We start from the raw sequence: 22,098 nt of genomic DNA, 5'->3' as shown, positions 1-22,098 counted from the left end.
TCGATAATCCACGGCATAAAGGCTTGAGTGAACAATCAATTTATTTGTTTTTTCCGGTGTTCATAGCGCTCCAGCATGGGTTGCGTGCTGAGTCCGTGAGCCAGGATACTCAGGGCTACCAAGGACAGCGTCATGTCGGTGCATACCGTCGCGGTTGATTGCCCTAACCCATGGTTCAAGGCGTAGAACAGGTAGTACAGGCTGCCGATTCCGCGTATGCCGAACCAGCCGATCAACAGCCTTTGTCGCCAGTCGAGTAGCGGCCCCCATGGTATGACGGCAACACACAGCGGCCGGATCAGGCAAAACAAAACCGCCCCGATCGGCAGTGCGCGCCAGTCCCAGTGTGCAATCAGCACGACACCGAGCAGGGTCACCAGAAACACTTCCATGGCCCGTTCCACCAGGCTGCCGAATGCGAGCATGTCACCCATCATGATGCCCGCCGCAACCTGTGTGTCTTCGAGGTGCTCGGTATCGCCATGTACGGCATGCTGCGGCTCGACGTTCTGATGACCGACCACAGGCTGGACCAGATGTTCGGCGGGCACTTCATCATGACGGGTGGTGCTGACCTCTTCCTGACGAAGGCCAAGGCCGGCGGCAAACACTGATAAAAACCCATAGGCATGGATCGACTCGGCCCCGACATACGCCAAGGCGATCAGGGCCAAGGCCAGGTAGTCATTGGGGGACAGCGTGCTGTCATCGTTGCGGATTCGCAGCAACAACGTCAGGCGTCCGATGCCGCGCCCCATCCAGTATCCGCTGAGCACGCCGGCCGGCACCGCCCACAACACGCTTCGCAATAACCAGTCCCCCAGCCAGCCGGGTTGACTGTCATGTTGCAACAAGAGCAGGCCAAGAATGACGAAGGGGAAGGCGATCCCGTCGTTGAGCCCGGCTTCGCCCGACAGACCGAAACGTACGGGGTCGTCATCCCGGGCATCGTTGACTTGCACGAGGCTGGCCAGCACCGGGTCGGTCGGTGCGAGAATCGAACCGATCAATACCGACGCGCCCCAGGACAATGCAAACCCGTAATGCAACAGCAGGCACACGCCGGCAATGGTCAACACCATGACCGGCGCCGCCAGCCCCACCGCAATCCGCCAGTTTTTATCCTTGAACGGCAAGCGTAATTTCAGCCCGCAGACAAACAACGAGAACAGCACCGCGACTTCCGTCAGGTGCTCCATCCAGTTGGCTGCGTCATCGGTGTTCAGCTTCAACAAACCCAAGGCGCCTGGTCCAATGACAGCGCCCAGCACCAGGCACACCGCTGACGTGGTCACTGGCATCCATCGCAGGTACGAGGAGGTCAGTGCCAACGTCAACAGCACGACGCCCAACACCGCGACCCACAGGATGAAACTCATGGTTTGCTACTCGCCAGGCAGGTGTCGCGATGGTTCGTGCATGACTCTTCAGCGGCCCGTGATGTGGGCTTACAAGTATTGAGGGGGAAATTTGGCAGGGGTTCATTTTTTCTGGCGAAACCACACCCTGTAGCAGCTGGCGCAGCCTGCGTCCGGCTGCGCAGCAGACGCCACAAGCACGGCTGCTGCGCAGCCGGACGCAGGCTGCGCCAGCTGCTACAAAGGAATAGTCGTTGTTGCTAGGCCTTGTGGTTACGCAAACTGCGCTCCATCCGCGCAATGCCTTCTTCGAGCAACGCGCGCGGGCAGCCGAAGTTCAGGCGCACGAATTGCCGGGCGTCATCGCCGAAATCCAGGCCCGGGCTCAAACCGACCTTGGCCTGGTCCAGGAAGAACTGCTGCGGGTTGTCCAACCCCAGCGCCGAGCAGTCGAGCCACGCCAGGTAGGTGCTTTGCGGCACATTCATGGTGATACCCGGCAGGCGGGTGCGAACGGCGTCGACCAGGTAATCGCGGTTGCTTTGCAGGTAAGCGCTCAGTTCCGTCAGCCATGGCCCGGCTTCGCTGTACGCGACGCGGGTGGCTTCCAGGCCCAGCGGGTTGACGCTGTCGACCATGCCGCAACGGGCGTGGTTGACCTGCTCACGCAGGGCGCGGTCCTGAATGATCATGAACGAAGTTTTCAGGCCGGCAATGTTGTAGGCCTTGCTCGCCGACATCAGCGTGATCGTGCGCCGGGCGATGTCCGCGCTCAGGGTCGCCATCGGTACGTGCTTGCGCCCGTCAAAGCACAGCTCGGCGTGAATCTCGTCAGAGATGATCCACGCGCCCTGTTCTAGGCAGATGTCGGCAATTGCTTGCAGTTCGTCCCGTGGAAAGGCTTTGCCCAGCGGGTTGTGCGGGTTGCTCAGCAGCAGCGCGCCGCCACCTTGCAGCGACTGGCTCAGGGTGTCGAGCGGTGTGGTGTAGGTGCCGTCGGCCAGTTCATTGAAATTCAGCTCGACCTTGTTCAGGCCCCAATGGCCCGGTGCGTGGCGCAGTGGCGGATAGTTGGGAACCTGCACCACGACGTTTTGTTGCGGTTGGACCAGCGCTTTGAGGGCCATGTTGAAGCCCGACTCGACGCCCGGCAGAAAGATCAGCTCTTGCGGCTCGATGCGCCAGGCGTATTTGTTCCAGAGGTCGGCGACGATGGCTTTGCGCAAGTTGTCCGGGGCCACGCTGTAGCCGACCATCGGGTGTTCCAGGCGTTTTTGCAGGGCCTGGATGATCATCGGCGGTGCGGCGAAATCCATGTCGGCCACCCACATCGGCAACACATCGGCCGGGTAGCGGCTCCATTTGGTGCTACCGGTGTTATGGCGGTCGAACACCTGATCAAAATCGAAAGTCATGCGCGGTCTCGTAACGGCGGATTAATCATGCCGGCCATGATAAGCGCCAAATCTTGTGGGAGCGAGCCTGCTCGCGAAAGCCCGCAGTAAAACCCTGTGGGAGCGGGCTTGCCCGCGATTGCTTCGGCACAGTCAACATTTATATCGGCTGAATCACCGCCATCGCGGGCAAGCCCGTTCCCACAAGGATCGTGCCGATGGGTACAGAGGCCGACAACTGGCCGACGGTCGGTTTTCACACCGATTGCCAATGCGCGGACTACAGTTTGAGGTGTCGGCAGTCCGTCTGCCGCCACCGTGATTGATTGAAAAGTCCGGCAAAGCACCGGATTTCCACCTGATCAGGAGTGCACGATGGACCTCAGCCGTCGTCAGTTCTTCAAGGTCGCCGGCATCGGCCTTGCAGGCTCTAGCCTGGGGGCGTTGGGCATGGCCCCGACGCCTGCCTTTGCCGAACAGGTGCGTCACTTCAAGCTCACCCACACTCATGAAACCCGCAACACCTGTCCGTATTGCTCGGTTGGTTGCGGGTTGATCATGTACAGCCTGGGCGATGACGCGAAGAACGTCGCACAAAATATCATCCACATCGAAGGTGACGCCGACCACCCGGTCAACCGCGGCACCCTTTGCCCCAAAGGCGCTGGCCTGCTGGATTTCATTCACAGCCCCGGTCGGCTGCAATACCCGCAGGTACGCAAGCCCGGCAGCAGCGAGTGGACGCGCATCTCCTGGGATGAAGCGCTGGATCGCGTCGCCGACCTGATGAAGACCGACCGTGATGCCAACTTCATCGAGAAGAATGCCCAGGGCCAAATAGTGAACCGCTGGCTGACCACCGGTTTCCTCGCGGCATCGGCGGCGTCCAACGAAGCGGGCTACATCACCCACAAGGTCATTCGCAGTCTCGGCATGCTGGGGTTTGATAACCAGGCGCGTGTCTGACACGGCCCGACGGTGGCAAGTCTTGCCCCGACGTACGGCCGTGGTGCCATGACCAATACCTGGACCGATATCGCCAACGCGAATCTGGTTCTGGTGATGGGCGGCAACGCAGCAGAAGCGCACCCGTGCGGTTTCAAATGGGTGACAGAAGCCAAGGCGCACAACAAGGCGCGGCTGATCGTGGTCGACCCGCGATTTACCCGCACGGCGTCGGTGGCCGACTATTACGCGCCGATTCGCACCGGTACCGACATCGCCTTCATGGGCGGTCTGATCAATTACCTGCTGACCGAAGACAAGATCCAGCACGAGTACGTGCGCAACTACACGGACGTGTCGTTCATCGTCAAAGCCGGGTATGGCTTCGAGGACGGGATTTTCAGCGGTTACGACGTGGCCAAGCGCAGCTACACCGATAAGTCCGGCTGGGGCTACGAGCTCGGTGAGGACGGCTTCGTCAAAGTCGACCCGACCCTGCAAGACCCGCGCTGCGTCTATCAACTGATGAAGCAGCACTACAGCCGCTACAACATCGATCTGGCGAGCCAGATTTGCGGAATGCCGGTCGATGCCATGCAGAAAATCTGGGAGGAGATCGCCACTTGCTCGGTACCGGGCAAGACCATGACGATTCTTTACGCCTTGGGCTGGACCCAGCATTCGATCGGCTCGCAGATCATCCGCAGCGCGGCGATGGTGCAATTGCTGTTGGGCAACGTCGGTATGCCGGGCGGCGGCGTGAATGCCTTGCGCGGGCACTCCAACATCCAGGGCCTGACCGACCTCGGCTTGCTGTCCAACTCACTGCCGGGTTACCTGACGCTGCCGGGCGATGCCGAACAGGATTACGCGGCGTACATCACCAAACGCACGCAAAAGCCGCTGCGGCCTGGGCAACTGTCCTATTGGCAGAACTACAGCAAGTTCCACGTCAGCCTGATGAAAGCCTGGTACGGCGCCAATGCCACGGTGGAGAACAATTGGGCGTACGAGTACCTGCCGAAGCTGGACATCCCCAACTACGACATCCTTAAAGTGTTCGACTTGATGGGCCAGGGCAAGGTCAATGGCTACTTTTGCCAAGGCTTCAATCCGATTGCGGCGTTGCCCGACAAAAACCGGGTGATGGCGGCGTTGGCCAAGTTGAAATGGCTGGTGGTGATGGACCCACTGTCCACCGAAACCTCGGAGTTCTGGCGCAACGTCGGGCCGTACAACGATGTGAAAAGTGCCGACATCCAGACCGAAGTGATTCGCCTGCCCACCACCTGTTTCGCCGAGGAGGACGGCTCTCTGGTCAACAGCAGCCGCTGGCTGCAATGGCACTGGAAAGGCGCGGACGGTCCGGGCGAAGCGCAAACCGACATTCGGATCATGGCCGAGCTGTTCCTGCGTCTGCGCCAGCGCTATCAGGCGAAGGGCGGCGCATATCCCGATCCGATCCTCAAGCTGTCGTGGCAGTACAAGATTGCCGACGAACCCACACCGGAAGAACTGGCCAAGGAAATCAACGGTTACGCCGCCACCGATTTCACCGATGCCACGGGCGCGGCGATCAAGGGCAATGCGCAACTGGCCGCGTTCAGCCAGCTCAAGGACGACGGCAGCACGGCGTCTGGCTGCTGGATTTTCTGTGGCAGCTGGACCGAAACCGGCAACCAGATGGCCCGGCGCGATAACAGCGATCCGTTTGGTATGCATCAGCACCAAGGCTGGGCCTGGGCCTGGCCGGCGAACCGACGGATTCTTTACAACCGTGCTTCGGCCGATCCGCAAGGCAAGCCGTGGGATCCGAAAAAACGCCTGGTGTGGTGGAACGGCAAAGTGTGGGGCGGCACCGATGTGCCCGACTACAAGGCCGACGTGCCACCGGAAGCGGGGATGAGCCCGTTCATCATGAACCCCGAAGGCGTGGCCCGGTTCTTCGCCGTCGACAAAATGAACGAAGGCCCGTTCCCAGAGCACTACGAGCCGTTCGAGACGCCCATCGGCATCAACCCGCTGCACCCGCAAAACAAGAAAGCCACCAGTAACCCGGCGGCGCGGATCTTCGATTCGGTGTGGGATTCCCTCGGTGTGGCCAAGGACTACCCCTACGCCGCCACCAGTTATCGCTTGACCGAGCATTTCCACTTCTGGAGCAAGCATTGCAAGCTCAACGCCATTGCCCAGCCGGAACAGTTCGTCGAAATCGGTGAAGTGCTGGCGAAGGAGAAGGGCATCGTCGCCGGTGACCGCGTGCGCGTCAGTTCCAAGCGCGGCCACATTGAAGCGGTGGCGGTGGTGACCAAGCGGATTCGTCCGTTGCAGGTCAACAATCAAGTGGTGCACCAGATCGGTATCCCGTTGCACTGGGGGTTTACTGGGCTTACGCGCCACGGTTACCTGACCAACACCCTGGTGCCGTTCCTCGGCGATGGCAACACACAGACCCCGGAATCCAAGTCATTCCTGGTCAACGTGGAGAAAGTCTAAATGGCCAGCCAAGACATCATTGCCCGTTCGGCCACCACGACAGTCCCGCCTTCGGTGCGCAATCAGGAGGAAGTGGCCAAACTGATCGACACCACCAAGTGCATCGGTTGCAAGGCCTGCCAGGTCGCCTGCTCGGAATGGAACGAGCTGCGCGACGATGTCGGGCACAACCTCGGCACTTACGACAATCCGCAGGACCTGAGCGCAGAAACCTGGACCCTGATGCGCTTCACCGAGCATGAAACCGATGCCGGCAACCTTGAGTGGCTGATCCGCAAGGACGGCTGCATGCATTGCGCCGAACCCGGCTGCCTGGCCGCGTGCCCAAGCCCCGGGGCGATCATCAAGCACGCCAATGGCATCGTCGACTTCGACCAGGACCATTGCATCGGCTGCGGCTATTGCATCACCGGCTGCCCGTTCAACATTCCGCGAATCTCGCAAAAGGACCACAAGGCGTACAAGTGCACGCTGTGTTCGGACCGGGTCGAATTCGGCCTGGAACCGGCCTGCGTGAAAACCTGCCCGACCGGGGCGATCGTGTTCGGCACCAAGGAAGACATGAAAGAACACGCCGCCGAGCGCATCGTCGATTTGAAAAGCCGTGGCTTCGAAAATGCCGGTCTGTACGACCCGGCCGGCGTTGGCGGCACCCACGTGATGTATGTGTTGCACCACGCCGACGCGCCGCAGCTGTACGCCGGGCTGGCGAAAGACCCGGCAATCAGTCCGTTGGTGGGATTGTGGAAAGGCGTGAGCAAACCGCTGGGCTTGCTCGCTATGGGCCTGGCGGTGCTGGCCGGGTTCTTCCATTACGTGCGCATCGGGCCGCAGGTGGTGGAAGAGGATGAGCATCCCCCAGGTAAAGACCCGGCGGTGCATGAGGTTGACCCATCGGTTCATACCTATGATCCGCGGCGGGAGGACAGGCCATGAGCAACAAAACGATCCTGCGTTATACCGCCGGCCAGCGCACCAATCACTGGCTGGTCGCGATCCTGTTTTTCATGGCCGCACTGTCCGGGCTGGCGTTGTTTCATCCGGCGCTGTTCTGGCTCAGTAACCTGTTTGGCGGTGGCCCGTGGACGCGCATCCTGCACCCGTTCATGGGCGTGGTGATGTTCGTGCTGTTCCTGGGCCTGGTGATCCGCTTCTGGCGGGCCAACTTTTTTATCCGTAACGACGGCTTGTGGCTCAGGCGGATCGACAAGGTGATTCAAAACGAGGAGGAGGGTGTGCCGCCCATCGGCAAATACAACCCCGGGCAGAAGCTGCTGTTCTGGACCTTGCTCGCCTGCATGTTGGCGCTGCTGTTGACCGGACTGGTGATCTGGCGCGCGTATTTCAGTGCGTACTTTGGCATCACCCTTATTCGTTGGGCGATGTTGCTGCATGCGTTGGCCGGATTTGTACTGGTGCTCAGTATCATCATCCACATCTACGCCGGCATCTGGATCAAGGGCTCGGTCAGCGCCATGGTGCATGGCTGGGTCAGCCGCCCCTGGGCGAAAAAACACCATGAACTCTGGTACCGCGAAGTGACCCGCGACGAACAACCGGACCGGCCAATCAGCAAAAAAGGATAAGCCCTTGGCGACGATTCTTGAGCCTGGAGAGATTGAAGCGGCGGCGAGTTCACCGCCGTTTCTGTATAGGCCGCCGCACAACCTGTTCACCTTGCGCGCCTTACGCCTGGAGCGCCTGGCCGAAGGGCATCCACTGGCGGATTACCTGCGGCTGGTGGCCGGTGTGTGTCATGTGCAGCAGCGCTTGATGGACGATCCGCCGGTCACAACGCCGCCTGATCCCGAACGAATCAAGGTCTGCCAGGCGCACGGCTTGCCACCACTTGCCGCCGACAGTCTGGTACGCGAGGGCCATTGGTTGCCGTACCTCGGAGCGTTGTTGCAGCGCTACCAACCACCGCCACAACCCGCCGTCGAAAAAGCCCTGACGACATTGCGCAACACCCGCGACGGGCAACTCAAGGCCTGGGCGGTGGCCTTGGTCAGCGGCCAGTTCACGCTGCTGCCGGCCGCGCTGGTGCCGTTTCTGGGAGCTGCGCTGCAAGCGGCCTGGAGTCACTGGTTGCTGAACACGCCGGGGCTGGATCTGAAACCCGGTGACGCCCTCAATCAATGCCCGGCCTGCGGGTCGCCAGCGATGGCGGGGGTGATCCGTCACCGAGGCAAACACAACGGTTTGCGCTATCTGGTGTGCTCGTTGTGCGCCTGTGAATGGCATGTGGTGCGGGTCAAATGCGTGTATTGCGAGCAAAGCAAAGGCCTGGATTACGTCAGCCTCGATGACGACCGCCACGCGGCCAATCAGGCACCGCTGCGTGCCGAAACCTGCCCCGGTTGTCGCAGCTATTTGAAGTTGCTGTACCTGGAAAACGACGCCGAGGCGGAAGCGCTGTCGGCAGACCTGGCCAGTCTGATGCTCGACATGCGCCTGGAACAGGAAGGCTACTCGCGTCCGGCGCCCAATTTGCTGCTGGCCCCGGGGGGTGACTGAACGCTTCACTTGAGCTCAACGGCTACACTCAGGCGCGACGGTCAATCGTTTCCGGGAGCGCCTGATGTCTTCAACGTCCGCCAGCCAAACCTTGCGGCTGCCTTCCATCGACAGTTTGTTGCGTCATCCCGCCTGCCAGCCGCTGGCCGAGCGCTATGGCCGGGACGCGCTGCTGGCGAGCCTGCGGCAATTGCTCGATGACTTGCGCGAACCTGTCCTGACGGGCCAACTCGATGCCGTGGAAATCAGCCCGCAGGTCTTGGCGGGGAGGGCGGGCGAGCGCTTGGCGCAACAACACCAAAGTCATGTGCGCCGGGTGTTCAACCTGACCGGCACCGTGCTGCACACCAACCTCGGGCGGGCATTGCTGCCTGAAGTCGCCATTGAAGCGGTGCAAATGGCCGCACGCTATCCGCTCAATCTCGAATTTGATCTGAACAGCGGCAAACGCGGTGACCGTGACGACCTGATCGAAGGGTTGATCCGCGAATTGACCGGCGCCGAAGCGGTGACGGTGGTCAACAACAACGCGGCGGCCGTGCTGCTGACGCTCAACAGCCTGGGGGCGCGCAAGGAAGGGATTATTTCCCGGGGCGAACTGATCGAAATCGGCGGTGCGTTCCGCATTCCCGACATCATGGCGCGGGCCGGGGTGCGCTTGCATGAAGTCGGCACCACCAACCGCACCCATGCCCGTGATTACGAAGCCGCCATCGGCCCGCGCAGTGGTCTGGTGATGCGCGTGCATGCCAGCAATTACGCGATCGAAGGCTTTACCGCACGGGTGCCGACCGCCGAACTCGCGCAATTGGCGCACAACCATGGGTTGCCGCTGCTCGAAGACCTCGGCAGCGGCAGCCTGCTGGACCTGACCCGCTGGGGCCTGCCCGCCGAACCGACGGTGCGTCAGGCTTTGCTCGATGGCGCAGATATCGTGACCTTCAGTGGCGATAAATTGCTCGGTGGACCGCAGGCCGGGTTGATTGTCGGGCGCAAGGACCTGATCGCCAAGATCAAGAAAAACCCGCTCAAACGTGCGCTGCGCGTCGACAAACTGACCCTGGCCGCGCTCGAAGCGGTGCTGGGTTTGTACCGCGATCCCGAGCGGCTGGCCGAACGTCTGCCGAGCCTGCGGCTGCTGACACGACCCCAAGCCGACATCCTCGCGCAAGCACAACGGCTGCAACCTTCGCTGGCTCAAGTATTGGGTGACGGCTGGAGTGTCAGCGCGATGCCGGCACTGGGCATGATCGGCAGTGGCAGCCAACCGGTGGCGCGCTTGCCGAGCGCCGCGTTATGCCTGCGGCCAAACGTGTCCAAGCGTCTGCGCGGCCGGCAATTGCTGGGGCTGGAAGCTGCGTTGCGTCAGTTGTCTATCCCGGTGCTGGGCCGAATCGACGACGATTCACTCTGGCTGGACCTGCGCCAACTGGATGACGAAGCGGCATGGCTGGCGCAACTCGATCAATTGTCAGTCGAGGGGCGGGCAGGGTGATCGTCGGCACGGCAGGGCATATCGATCATGGCAAGACGTCTTTGCTCCAGGCGTTGACGGGGCAGGCCGGCGACCGTCGCCGGGAAGAACGCGAGCGCGGCATGACCATCGACCTCGGCTACCTCTACGCCGCGCTGGAACCGGGCGCCGGGTTGACCGGGTTCATCGACGTGCCCGGCCACGAACGTTTCACCCACAACATGCTGGCCGGGGCGCAAGGCATTGATCTGGTGCTGCTGGTGGTCGCCGCGGATGACGGCGTGATGCCGCAAACTCGCGAACATCTGGCGATTGTGGAACTGCTGGGGATTGCTCGGGCACTGGTGGCGATCACCAAGTGCGACCGGGTCGAACCGGCCAGGGTGTCCATCGTGCGCGGGCAGATCCAGGCGTTGCTGGCATCGGGCCCTTATGCGAACGCGCCGCAGATCGCCCTGTCGAGTGTCACCGGGGAAGGTGTCGAGGCACTGCGCCAGGCTTTGCTCGACGCTCAGCGTGAAGTGCGCCAACGCAGCACCAGCGGCGGGTTTCGCCTGGCGATTGATCGGGCTTTCAGCGTCGCCGGTGCCGGGATCGTGGTGACGGGCACCGCGTTGTCCGGGCGCGTGGCGGTGGGCGACACCCTGGTGCTGAGCCCGCAGGGCAAACCCGTGCGCGTGCGCGGTCTGCATGCGCAAAACCAGGCAGCAGACACAGCGATGGCCGGTCAACGCGTCGCACTGAACCTGAGTGCCGAGCGATTGGCGCTGGATCAGATCCACCGTGGTCATTGGTTGCTGGCCGAGTGGCTGTTTGCGCCGACTCAACGCCTCGACATCGACCTGCGTTTGCTGGCCAGCGAAGCCAAAGCCTTCGAGCACTTTCAGCCGGTGCATGTTCACCTGGGCACTCAGGACGTAACCGGGCGGGTGGCGCTGCTGGAGAGTGCCAGCCTGGTGCCGGGCGGGCGGATGTTTGCGCAGGTCTTGTTGAATGCCCCCGTGCACGCAGTCAAGGACGCCCCTGTGATCCTGCGGGACCAGAGTGCCCAACGCACCCTCGGCGGAGGCCGGGTGCTCGACCCGTTTGCCCCGTCCCGGCACCGTCGCAGCCCCGAACGGCTGGCGCAACTGCAAGCCCTCGACATCGGTGACAATCTGGAAGAGGTCTTGCCGGCGTTGTTGGCCCACAGCGATACCGGCCTCGATCCACGGCAACTTGAACGTCAATTCAACCGTCCTCGCGCGACGTGGCGATTGCCCGATGACGTGCGCCTGATCGAGACCCGCCAAGGTCCATTGCTGTTCAGTTCGGCGCGCTGGGAAGCGTTGAAAGCCCCCTTGCTGGAACACCTCGCACGCTTCCATCAATTGGAACCGGACCAGATGGGCCCGGACCGGGATCGCCTGCGTCGGTTTGCCGCCTCCGTGCTGGAGCGCCCGACGTTCATCTGCCTGCTCGACGAATTGCTGGCCGGTGGCGCTATTGTCACCAGCGGTCCGTGGCTGCATTTACCGGCTCATCAAGTGCGCTTGAGCGACGACGACGAAGCCCTGTGGCAGCGCTTGCAGCCGCTGTTCGAGCAGGCCGGTTTCGATCCGCCGTGGGTGCGCCATCTGGGACATGACGAGGCGACCGTGCGCTTGCTGCTACGCAAAATGGCGCGCCTGGGACTGCTGCATCAGGTGGTGCGGGACCTGTTCTACACCGACGCGATGATCCGTCGGTTGGCGGCTATGCTGTTGCAGATGGCCGAGCTTGGTCCGGTGATTCAGGTCGCGGCGTTTCGCGATGCAGTGGGCCTGGGGCGCAAGCGCAGCATTCAGATTCTGGAATACTTCGACCGTATTGGCCTGACCCGGCGCATGGGCGACAAACGCCAGATCCGTCCCGACAGTGCGTTAGCCCGAGAACCAGAGCTCCGACAACCAGAGCCCCGACAACCCGAGGACTGATTTCCAGGAAGGCAATCGCGCCCGGTGGCGCGGCCGGGCTTCAAACCCGGTTGGGGACGGCATCCGTTCCCGGGCAGGTTCGACTCCGGCTGCCTTCCGCCAATTTTTGTGTCACAGCGGCCCGAGATTCAGCGGGTACTGGATGACCACGTAAACCCGGTCAATGTCATCGCCCGCCTGGGCGGTATTGGCGCGATGAGACACGTGCGACAGTTGCAGCGACAAGCCCTTGGCCGCCCCGGACTGCACGATGTAGCGCACGTCGATGTCGCGCTCCCAATGACGTCCGCCATCGCCTTGTTGTGGCACATACGTGCCGGTCTCCGCGTCGAACGGGTTATAGGCGCCGCCCTTGGGCGCGTGGGTGCCGTCGATCTGGCTGCCTTTGACATACCGTGTCATGAAGGCCAGACCGGGAATGCCATAAGTGCTCAGGTCGAGGTCGTAGCGGGCTTGCCAGGATTGTTCGTGGGCGCCGTTGAAGTCGGCGTACTTGATCGAGTTGGCCAGGTAGATGGAGTCGCCACCGACGAAGTCGAACGGGGTGTCACCGTTGATTTTTTGGTAGGCCAGCGTGAAACCATGGGCATCGATGGTGTATTTGCCCGACAGGCTGAACGCGGTGTTGTCGATGGCGCCGGCCAGTGCCTCGCCCGTGTCCCGCGTGTGGTAGAGATTGGCGTCGACGAACACTCCCGGCTGTTTCAGATGCACATTGGCGTAGTACTGATGCCAGGTGTCGGTCAGTGTTGAAGCATAGAGCGCGCCGCCGACAGGGCTTTGGGTGAACAGGTCGGCACCGGCAAACGAAATGCCTCCGGCGTCGGTGTTAGCCCCGTAACCGGAAAAATTGCCCTTGCCCGAAGCGCTGTCCTGATTCTTGAATGCCGTGAAGTGGCCTGCCTGCAGGTTCATGCCATCAATTTCGCGACTATTGAGCAGAAAACCCGTGGCGTACTCTGGCTGCAGGCGTTTGTCGGCGGTGTCGAACACCGGGGCTTCGACCATCATTTCGCCGAACGCCAAGGTGGTCCTGGAGGCCCTGACTTTCAGCGCGCCGCCACCACTGGAGTAGTTGTCCTCACTGCGCCCATCGCTGCCCACCGGCAGCAATCCGGTGCCGGAATGACCTTTGCCACTGTCGAGCTTCAGCCCCAAAAAAGCGTGGCTATCGAGGCCGAACCCAACGGTACCGGGCGTGAAGCCAGACTCGAAAGCGCCAATGAAGCCTTGCGCCCACTCGGCCTTGTAGCTTTTGCCCGATGGTGAAGGCGACCGGTAGTCACTGTTGAGGTAGAAGTTGCGGCTGAGCACATTCAGCGTTGCCCCCTCCAGAAATCCTTGCGGGTTTTGATCCGACTCATCAGCCCGCGCCGTTGCGACGGTGCCAGCGCACATCAGAGATAAGCAGAAAGCGGCTTTTTTCGAAAAAAACGTCATGGTTCAATGGCCACCTGATAGCGACTCCGCGCGTACGGAGTCGCTATTTTTTGCTTAGTGGGCTTCCGAAGCGCCGAACATGCTCTTGGCGTAGATCAGGCCCAGACCGTAGGCGCCGCCGTTGGCAATCGAGGTTTTTACGGTTTCGTCGTAGGTTTCGCCGCGCGCCCAGTCACGCTGCAATTCAAGCAGGTATTGCAGCGAAGTCATCGGCCGGGCACCGATCTGGATCATGCGTTGCATGGCCATTTCGTGCGCTTCGGTGGTGACGTCACCACAGGCATCGGCGATTACGTACACCTCGAAACCCTGGTCGATGGCCGACAGTGCCGGGCCAACGATGCACACGGACGTCCAGAGACCGGCGAGGACGATTTTCTGTTTGCCGATTTTGTTGACTTCAACAGCAATGCGCTCGTCTTCCCAGGTGTTCATGCTGGTACGGTCGATCACGTTGTGTTCCGGGAATACCGACTTGATTTCGTCGAAGATCGGGCCTGAAAAGCTCTTCTCGGCCACGGTAGTAAGGATGGTCGAGACCTTGAAACCACGGGCCGCCTTGGCCACCAGCGCGGCGTTGTTGCGCAGGGTCACGGCATCGATCGACTTGGTCGCAAAGGACATCTGCGATTGATGGTCGATCATGATCAGGGTGTGGTCGGTCGGGGTCAGCAGGGTTTTGCCGGGGACTGCTTTTGCAATGGCCATGATGATGTCCTTACGGGTGAGTGAGGAGGCTATGGTCGCGAAGATTCAGGCTCGGATATTGAGTCGATGTGCTGTGTTTGGATTTTTTTTCGAGGTATAGCGATACATCACGCATTGTTGCCGTCGTACTGTCAAAACTCCGTCTATGCTGCCCTAACCGTTCCCCTACCTTTGCAGCTATCAGCAAGGAGGCATCCATGGTGCCCACACCTCTGTCCGAGAAATCGTTGACCCGCAGCATGCTCGATGTACTGATTCGTGCCGGGTTGATTGTTGTTCTGGTGCTGTTTTGCTTCGAGATATTCCAACCGTTTCGCGACTTGATGCTGTGGTCGGTGATCCTGGCAATCACGCTCTACCCGTTGCAACTGCGACTGATGGGGTCGCGGGGACGCAGCGAGGGGCGTGCTGCAACGATCATTGTGCTGATTGCCATCGCTATTCTGGTGGTACCGGTCTATCTGTTGGGCACTTCGATTGGTTCGTCGGTCGGAAACGTCATCGACCTGGTGAAGGAGGGAACCTTCCAGATCCCGCCGCCGCCCGAGTCGGTCGCGACGTGGCCACTGGTGGGTAAATCGCTCTCGTCGATATGGCTGCAGGCCTCCTATGACCTTCCCGACCTGATAGCGAAGTACCTGCCGCAGATAAAAGGCGTCAGCGTCGGCTTGTTGACCAAGATTGCCGGCGTCGGGGCGGGTTTGCTGATGTTCATCGTCGCCCTGATCATCGCCGGTATTTTCATGGCCCATGGAGAGGCCGGCACCCGCGCCGCGGTAGAGATTGCGTCTCGCGTCAGCGGTCCTGACAAGGGGCCGAAAATCGCCGAACTGTGCACCGCAACCATCCGTGCCGTTGCGCTCGGCGTGGTCGGCATCGCGTTCATTCAGATGCTGCTGGTGGGTATCGGCTTCGTGCTCAAAGGCATCCCGGGCGCAGGTATTCTTGCGATCTTTGTGTTGCTGCTCGGCATCATGCAGTTACCAGCCACGCTGATTACGCTGCCGGTGATTGTCTACGTGATGGCGACCGAGGGGCCCAATACGAGGACCATCATCTTCTCGGTCTTTGTGTTCGTTGCCGGTCTGGTGGACAACGTTCTCAAACCGCTGTTGCTGGGGCGAGGCGTGGATGTGCCAATGCCGGTCGTGTTGATCGGCGCGTTAGGCGGCATGGTCACCAGCGGCATCCTTGGACTGTTCATCGGGCCAGTGGTGCTTGCGGTCGGCTATCAACTATTCTGGCAGTGGGTTCAGGATCGGCCGGAGGACGGAGCAAATCCGTAACCATGAACACGCAGAGTCATGAGCTCCTCGAGCGGGTGTTGACCGCTCATGGGGGGCTCGATCGCTGGAACAGCTTCAGCAAAGTACGCACCACCCTCGTGACAGGTGGTGCGTTATGGGCAAAGAAAGGGCTGACGCAGGACAGCGCGCCACGCCGACGGGACGCTCGTTGCCGAGCGCTCAGCCCCCCGGGAATCCTTTCAAGACCACGAAGAAAATACCCCTTGGGATCCACTGCGCCGCGCGTACTTCAATGGTTACGCGCTGTGGTCCTACCTGACGATGCCGTTCTTGTTCACCGTGGCGGCAATCGGCCTCAGCGACATCCGTTACGCGTAATGCCCGTCGCAATGCTCATGTGATCTATCAGCAACGGCGGCCGGAGGAGGCGTTTTGAAACCATTCCTGCCCGGACCGGGTGCGTCAACGTGGAACATGTTGCGCCAAGCGTGTCTGCAACGCCGCGATGCCGTGCCGCCGACTTTGACGGAACTGGCGGTCGTCCCCGGCATCGCACAGGCGCGTTACTGGCTGGACCGGGATTTCGCTCCGCTCATTCGGGACGTGAATCAGGCCAACCATCGCGAGGCTGAGGCGCTCGCCAGGGCGGGAGTGCCGAATGACGTCCTGCCGGTGGCCAACATGCTGGCGGTTTCCGGCGGTGGTGACGCCGGCACGTTTGCGGCAGGGATCATCGCGGGATGGACGTTGAATGGGACGCGCCCACTGTTCAAAGTGGTCACGGGCATCAGCGCTGGCGCCCTGGTGGCTCCGTTCGCTTTTCTGGGGCCTCAATACGACGACATCATTCTGCGCATCTGCAGCGCCATCGGTCCCAAAGACGTTTTCCATTCGCGCAATGTGCTGACCCGGCTTGCCAGCGACGGCATTGCAGACAGCAAGCCACTGTCGCGGCTCGTCGCCCAGTACGTCACCGCTGACATACTGGCGGCGATTGCGGCGCAATACGCCAATGGACGACTCCTGATGATCGGTACCACCGACCTCGATGCAGGGCGGCCCGTGACCTGGAATATGGGGGCCATCGCCTCCAGTGGAGCACCGGGCGCACTGGACCTGTTTCGCCAGATCCTGATCGCGTCGATGAGCATTCCTGGCGCCGTTTCACCGGTCATGATCGACGTGGAAGTGAACGGTCAACAGTTTCAGGAAATGCACGTGGACGGCGGCGTCATCACGCAGGTATTCCTTTACCCACCCGGCACGGTCATGGCTCTGAACAGCGTGACCGGCGCACGTTTGCGCCATGACCGGAATTTCTATGTGATTCGTAACGGGAAAATGGAGCCCCAGTGGTCCGGGACCAAGCGTCGCACGTTGAGTATCGGCGGTCGCGCCATCAGCGCATTGATCCAGACGCAAGGGATCAGTGACCTGGAACGGATTTACCGAATCGCTCAGCAGGACGGGGCGGACTTCAATCTGGCGTACATCGGCGCCGATTTTCATCACCTGCGCAGTCATCACTTTGATGGCGAATACATGAAGCGTTTATTCGACTACGCCTTTGAACTCAGTGCGAAGGGTTACCCGTGGCATAAATCCCCCAATATCTGAAGACAATCGCGATCCTTGATGTCCAGTCGGTCATCGTGGAGTTGCCTGCATGAAATTAATACTGTAGTTTTTCATGAAATTATAAAAACATAATTTCATGAGAGCTCGTATGTTCCAGCAGTCCACCCAGCATGTCGCCAGCTATTACGCCCACAGTTGCGCGGATCGCTTGGTCAATCGCCCTGCGCTCAGGGGTGAACAAGACACCGACATCCTGATCATCGGCGCCGGCTTCAGTGGGCTGCACACTGCGTTGCGCCTGGCCTTGGCCGGCAAACGGGTGACCCTGCTGGAAGCCAGTCGAGTGGCGTGGGCGGCCTCCGGGCGCAATGGTGGCCAGGCCATTCTCGGCTGGTCGTGTGACAGCCGCCGCTGGAAGCCGCGTTGGGTTACGAGCGCGCACGCCGGTTGTGGGACGGCATGCGCTGGGCGGCGCAGGAGCTGCGTGAATTACCCGCTCGTCATGGCTTCGATTGTGATTATCGCGCGGGGCATTTGTGGACGTCGGTCATGCCACGGCGTGTCGGGCTGTTGACCGAGTGGCAGCGCGAGGCCAGCCACAAATGGGGCCACCATGGCTTGCGGTTCATCAGCCGTGAACAGTTGCCGCAATGGATCGCCAGCGAGCGCTATCAGGCCGGCCTCTATGATCCCGAGGGCGGTCATCTGAACCCGCTGAAACTGGCCATCGGCCTGGCCACCGCCATCGAAAAGGCGGGCGGCCGCATCCATGAACAAAGCAAAGCATTGAGCTATCAAGAGGAGGGCGGTCGTTACCGGGTGAACACCGAACACGGGACCATTCGGGCAGACGTTCTGGTGCTGGCGTGCAATGCGTATCTGGACCGGCTCGACCCGAAACTGGCCCGTTGCGTATTACCGGTCGGGACTTATCAAGTGGCCACCGCGCCCCTGTCTCCCGAGCAGGCCACCGCGCTGTTGCCGAGCAATGTCTGCGTCACCGACAACCAGTTTGTCCTCGATTATTTCCGGCGCACGCCCGACAACCGCCTGCTGTTCGGCGGCGGCTGCACGTATCTGGGCGGTATGCCAAAGGACATTGCCGGGGCCACGCGTCCCTTCCTGGAACGAGTGTTCCCGCAGCTCAAAGGCGTAGCCCTGGAATTCGCCTGGGGCGGGCACATCGACTTGACCCTGAAACGAACGCCGGACATTGGCCAGTCAGGGAATCGCTACTGGATGCAAGGCTATTCCGGGCATGGCGTGCTGCCGACACTGGCCGCTGCCCGCGCCGTGTCCGACGCGATTCTTGGCCAGGACGATGAATTGTCCTTGTACCAGGGTTTGAACAACGGCAGTTTTCCCGGCGGCAAATACCTGGCTGCGCCGCTGGAAGCCATCGGCAAAGCCTGGTATCGACTGCGTGACAGTATTTGATGAGTCATCAACTGGAAATCCAGGCATGAACAAGCAAGAAGAAATCGCTGCGCTGGCGATCCTTATTCACGATCTGCGCAAGCACAAGAAATACACCTTGAAGGAACTGGCCGACAAAATCGGCCGTTCCGTGGGCTTCCTGTCGCAGGTCGAACGTGGCCTGTCACGGCCCACGGTGGCCGACCTGACGGCGATCAGTGAAACCCTGGACGTACCGACGACGTACTTCTACAGCCTGCCAAAACCCAAGGAATTGCCATGGGTCACCCGGCCGGACGAACGCCGCACGTTGTACTTCGCCAACGGCATTACCGACATTCTGGTTTCGCCAAAGATCCGCGCATCGTTTTCGATGCTCGAAAGTCACCTTGAAGCCGGTGCCAGCAGTGGCGACCGGCATTTGACTGACAGCTCCGAGCAAGGGGGTTACGTGCTCGAAGGCGAGCTGACGCTGTGGTTGGGCGACGACGAGGACCCCGTCAAATTAGTGGCTGGCGACAGCTTTCAGTTCGACAGCCATACCCGTTGCCGCTACGGCAACCTCACCGAGCATCTCACGCGAGTGCTTTGGGTTTACACCTGATGAAAAGACAAGGACCCACAATGATGGATGCTACCTGCTCTGACCTGTTGGCCGAGGTGCGCGCCTTTCGCCAACGCTATCCTGAGGTGCGCTATGTCGACCTGATTTCCCTGGATATTCCAGGGCATTTCTACGGCAAGCGTTATCCTGTGGACATGCTGGAAAAGGTGGCGGCCGGCAGCGCGCTGAAACTGCCGCAGAACTGTGTGCTGCTGGGCGTGCAAGGCGGATTGTTCAAGATCGGCGATTACTGCTTCAACGACGGCGATCCCGATGCGCTGCGTCGCCTGGTACCCGGCACACTCAAGCCTGTGACCTGGGAAGGCCAACCGCTGGGGCAAATGCTGATTACCTCGGACGGCACGGATAACCCCATCGTGTTCGAACCGCGCCAGGTATTGGCCCAGGTTCTGGACCGCCTCGCCGGTAAAGGCATTCATCCAGTCGTGGCATTTGAGCTGGAGTTCTACCTGTTCGATAAAAAGCTGCGCGACGGGCTACCGCAGTTTCCCCGCGACGGGCTGACAGACGATGCCGACGATCAACCCAATATGCACATCGAGCGGCTGTCACGTTTTGCCCCGGTACTCGATGAAATGGTCGAGGCATCGCGTGCCCAGGGCATCGACAGCACGGTGATTACCGCCGAGCTCGGGCCGGGGCAGTTCGAGATCAATTTCGGTCACCTGGACGACGGCTTGCGCGCGGCGGACTGGGCCGCCCTGTTTTGCCGCAGCAGCCGCGGTGTTGCCCTCAAGCACGGCTATCGCGCCAGTTTCATGGCCAAACCTTACTTGCAGCACCCGGGTAGCGGCATGCACGTACATGTCAGCCTTTACGATGCGGCTGGCAATAACATTCTGGCGGCCAATGAACAGCGATCGTTGCGTCACGCCGTGGCCGGTTGCCTGGAACTGCTGCCGCATTGCATGCCGGTTTTCGCCCCGAACCAGAATGCCTATCGACGCTTGGGCGGCACGACCAACATCGCCACCCAAGCGAGCTGGGGTTTTGAAGATCGCGATGCGTGCCTGCGCATCCCTGAGTCGGACTCGAAGAACCTGCGCATCGAACATCGTCTGGCAGGCGCCGATGCCAATCCATATCTGGTATTGGCGGCGATTCTGGTGGGCCTGGAACACGGACTGGACGCGGGCAAAGAACCGATCTTGCCGTTGAACGAAGACCGCAACAGTGGCGTCGACTTTCCAAAGGAAATGCTCGAAGCCGTGCGCGCAATGCAGCATCAACCGCAATTGCGTGAAGGGCTGGGGGCTGAGTTCGTGAATGTTTATTGCGAGAACAAACGTCAGGACCATCTGGCGTTCATGCAGGAGATCAGCGCGCGGGAATATCGCTGGTATCTGTAAACGCAGGATGCGGGCAGTCGCTCAATCTCATGATTGGGCAGAAAGAGTAAGGCATAAAAAAACGCCGCCCCTCTCACGAAGGGCGGCGTTTTCTATGGCGTTGCAGCGTTAGGCTTGAACGACCGGAATGTTGGCGTTCGCAGCGACTTCACGGAACTCGGCGATCTGGTCGAAGGACAGGTAGCGGTAGACATCGGCCGCCATGCTGTCGATCTTGCCCGCGTATTCCATGTACTCCTCGACGGTCGGCAGGCGACCCAGGATGGAAGCAACAGACGCCAGCTCGGCCGAAGCCAGGTAGACGTTCGCGCCGTCACCCAGACGGTTCGGGAAGTTACGGGTCGACGTCGACACCACGGTGCTGTTCGGTTCAACGCGTGCCTGGTTACCCATGCACAGCGAACAGCCCGGCATTTCCATGCGTGCGCCGGCCTTGTCGTAGATGCCGTAGTAGCCTTCTTCGGTCAGCTGGTGAGCGTCCATTTTGGTCGGAGGCGACAGCCACAGACGGGTTGGCAATGCTCCATCGACCTGTTCCAGCAATTTGCCGGCAGCGCGGAAGTGACCGATGTTGGTCATGCACGAACCGATGAACACTTCGTCGATCTTCTGACCTTCAGCGGACGACAACAGACGAGCGTCGTCGGGGTCGTTCGGAGCGCACAGGATCGGTTGCGTGATCTGTGCCAGGTCGATCTCGAGGACTTCTGCGTATTCAGCGTCTTTGTCCGCTTGCAGCAGCTCTGGTTTGGCCAGCCAGGCTTCCATCGCTTGAGCACGACGCTCCAGGGTACGGGCGTCGCCGTAGCCTTCGCCGATCATCCAGCGCAGCAGGGTGATGTTGGAGGTCAGGTACTCGGCAATGGCCTTTTCCGGGAGTTTGATCGTGCAGCCGGCGGCGGAACGTTCGGCGGAAGCGTCGGACAGTTCGAACGCTTGCTCCACGGTCAGGTTGTCCAGGCCTTCGATTTCCAGGATGCGGCCGGAGAAGGCGTTGATTTTGCCTTTCTTCTCGACGGTCAGCAGACCGGCCTTAATGGCGTAGTAAGGGATCGAATGAACCAGGTCACGCAGGGTGATGCCCGGTTGCATCTTGCCTTTGAAACGCACCAGGACTGACTCGGGCATGTCCAGCGGCATGACGCCGGTGGCGGCGGCGAACGCAATCAATCCAGAGCCCGCCGGGAACGAAATACCGATCGGGAAACGGGTGTGCGAATCGCCACCGGTACCGACGGTGTCCGGCAGCAGCATGCGGTTCAGCCAGCTGTGAATGATGCCGTCGCCCGGTTTGAGCGAAACGCCGCCGCGGTTACGCATGAAATCCGGCAGGGTGTGGTGAGTCGTCACATCCACAGGCTTTGGATAAGCCGCAGTGTGGCAGAAGGACTGCATCACCAGATCCGTCGAGAAGCCCAGGCACGCCAGGTCTTTCAGTTCGTCACGGGTCATTGGACCGGTGGTGTCCTGGGAACCCACGGTGGTCATTTTCGGTTCGCAATAGGTGCCAGGACGCACACCGGCTACGCCGCAAGCCTTGCCGACCATTTTCTGCGCCAGGGTGTAACCCTTGGTGCTTTCAGCCGGGGCTTCCGG

At 60.8% G+C, this 22,098-nt stretch carries 15 protein-coding genes, 1 tRNA gene and 1 pseudogene; 12 read left to right on the top strand and 5 right to left on the bottom strand.

Annotated features, from left to right (window positions below):
* Nucleotides 1–35: 35 nt before the first annotated feature.
* Nucleotides 36–1,379, bottom strand: coding sequence for a cation:proton antiporter (locus C7534_RS21265; RefSeq protein ID WP_109786930.1), 1,344 nt, complete (start codon nt 1,377–1,379; stop codon nt 36–38).
* A gap of 239 nt (nt 1,380–1,618) precedes the next feature.
* The gene (locus tag C7534_RS21260; protein ID WP_109786929.1) at nt 1,619–2,773 is read right to left on the bottom strand and encodes a MalY/PatB family protein; all 1,155 of its coding nucleotides are present in this window, start codon (nt 2,771–2,773) and stop codon (nt 1,619–1,621) included.
* A 354-nt stretch (nt 2,774–3,127) separates the two neighbouring features.
* Here C7534_RS21260 and fdnG point away from each other — a divergent pair, with 354 nt between their 5' ends.
* The 7 genes from fdnG to C7534_RS21215 all read left to right on the top strand — a co-directional run bounded on the left by fdnG (nt 3,128) and on the right by C7534_RS21215 (nt 12,241).
* Complete coding sequence (gene fdnG / locus C7534_RS21245; protein ID WP_146206182.1) at nt 3,128–6,193, top strand: formate dehydrogenase-N subunit alpha; 3,066 nt, start codon at nt 3,128–3,130, stop codon at nt 6,191–6,193.
* Nucleotides 6,194–7,129 carry a formate dehydrogenase subunit beta gene (gene fdxH, locus C7534_RS21240; protein ID WP_046033175.1) on the top strand — a complete coding sequence of 312 codons (936 nt, stop codon included), beginning with the start codon at nt 6,194–6,196 and terminating at the stop codon, nt 7,127–7,129.
* Complete coding sequence (locus C7534_RS21235; protein WP_077432149.1) at nt 7,126–7,779, top strand: formate dehydrogenase subunit gamma; 654 nt, start codon at nt 7,126–7,128, stop codon at nt 7,777–7,779. Before fdxH ends, C7534_RS21235 begins: the two co-directional genes overlap by 4 nt.
* A gap of 4 nt (nt 7,780–7,783) precedes the next feature.
* Nucleotides 7,784–8,710, top strand: a complete 927-nt coding sequence (fdhE, locus tag C7534_RS21230) for a formate dehydrogenase accessory protein FdhE (protein WP_046033177.1) — start codon at nt 7,784–7,786, stop codon at nt 8,708–8,710.
* 64 nt (nt 8,711–8,774) lie between these two features.
* The gene (gene selA / locus C7534_RS21225; protein WP_109786926.1) at nt 8,775–10,205 is read left to right on the top strand and encodes an L-seryl-tRNA(Sec) selenium transferase; all 1,431 of its coding nucleotides are present in this window, start codon (nt 8,775–8,777) and stop codon (nt 10,203–10,205) included.
* Nucleotides 10,202–12,139, top strand: coding sequence for a selenocysteine-specific translation elongation factor (selB, locus tag C7534_RS21220; protein ID WP_109786925.1), 1,938 nt, complete (start codon nt 10,202–10,204; stop codon nt 12,137–12,139). Before selA ends, selB begins: the two co-directional genes overlap by 4 nt.
* 6 nt (nt 12,140–12,145) lie before the next feature.
* Nucleotides 12,146–12,241, top strand: a tRNA-Sec gene (locus C7534_RS21215).
* Between the two features lie 9 nt (nt 12,242–12,250).
* On the opposite strand, the gene C7534_RS21210 is transcribed toward C7534_RS21215, so the two are convergent.
* Nucleotides 12,251–13,579: an OprD family porin gene (locus C7534_RS21210; protein WP_109786924.1), complete on the bottom strand. Its 1,329-nt coding sequence runs from the start codon at nt 13,577–13,579 to the stop codon at nt 12,251–12,253.
* Between the two features lie 54 nt (nt 13,580–13,633).
* On the bottom strand, nt 13,634–14,287 hold the full coding sequence (locus C7534_RS21205) for a hydrolase (protein WP_046033181.1): 654 nt from the start codon (nt 14,285–14,287) through the stop codon (nt 13,634–13,636).
* A 197-nt stretch (nt 14,288–14,484) separates the two neighbouring features.
* On the opposite strand from C7534_RS21205, the gene C7534_RS21200 reads away from it, so the two are divergent.
* From C7534_RS21200 to C7534_RS21175, 5 genes and pseudogenes are all read left to right on the top strand, one after another.
* On the top strand, nt 14,485–15,573 hold the full coding sequence (locus C7534_RS21200; protein WP_046033182.1) for an AI-2E family transporter: 1,089 nt from the start codon (nt 14,485–14,487) through the stop codon (nt 15,571–15,573).
* 393 nt (nt 15,574–15,966) lie between these two features.
* The gene (locus C7534_RS21190) at nt 15,967–17,151 is read left to right on the top strand and encodes a patatin-like phospholipase family protein (protein WP_177412262.1); all 1,185 of its coding nucleotides are present in this window, start codon (nt 15,967–15,969) and stop codon (nt 17,149–17,151) included.
* 109 nt (nt 17,152–17,260) lie between these two features.
* A pseudogene (locus tag C7534_RS21185) lies at nt 17,261–18,549 on the top strand (NAD(P)/FAD-dependent oxidoreductase).
* Nucleotides 18,550–18,574: 25 nt separating this feature from the next.
* Complete coding sequence (locus C7534_RS21180) at nt 18,575–19,132, top strand: helix-turn-helix domain-containing protein (RefSeq protein WP_109786922.1); 558 nt, start codon at nt 18,575–18,577, stop codon at nt 19,130–19,132.
* 23 nt (nt 19,133–19,155) lie between these two features.
* On the top strand, nt 19,156–20,502 hold the full coding sequence (locus tag C7534_RS21175; protein ID WP_109786921.1) for a glutamine synthetase family protein: 1,347 nt from the start codon (nt 19,156–19,158) through the stop codon (nt 20,500–20,502).
* Nucleotides 20,503–20,610: 108 nt separating this feature from the next.
* On the opposite strand, the gene C7534_RS21170 is transcribed toward C7534_RS21175, so the two are convergent.
* Nucleotides 20,611–22,098: bifunctional aconitate hydratase 2/2-methylisocitrate dehydratase (locus C7534_RS21170; protein WP_109786920.1), on the bottom strand; the 1,488-nt coding region annotated here is incomplete at its 5' end.

This window comes from Pseudomonas sp. OV226, from assembly GCF_003148705.1.
Taxonomy (GTDB): Bacteria; Pseudomonadota; Gammaproteobacteria; order Pseudomonadales; family Pseudomonadaceae; genus Aquipseudomonas.
The sequence above is the reverse complement of the archived record's forward strand: the minus strand, read 5'-3'. Positions and strand labels throughout refer to the sequence as shown.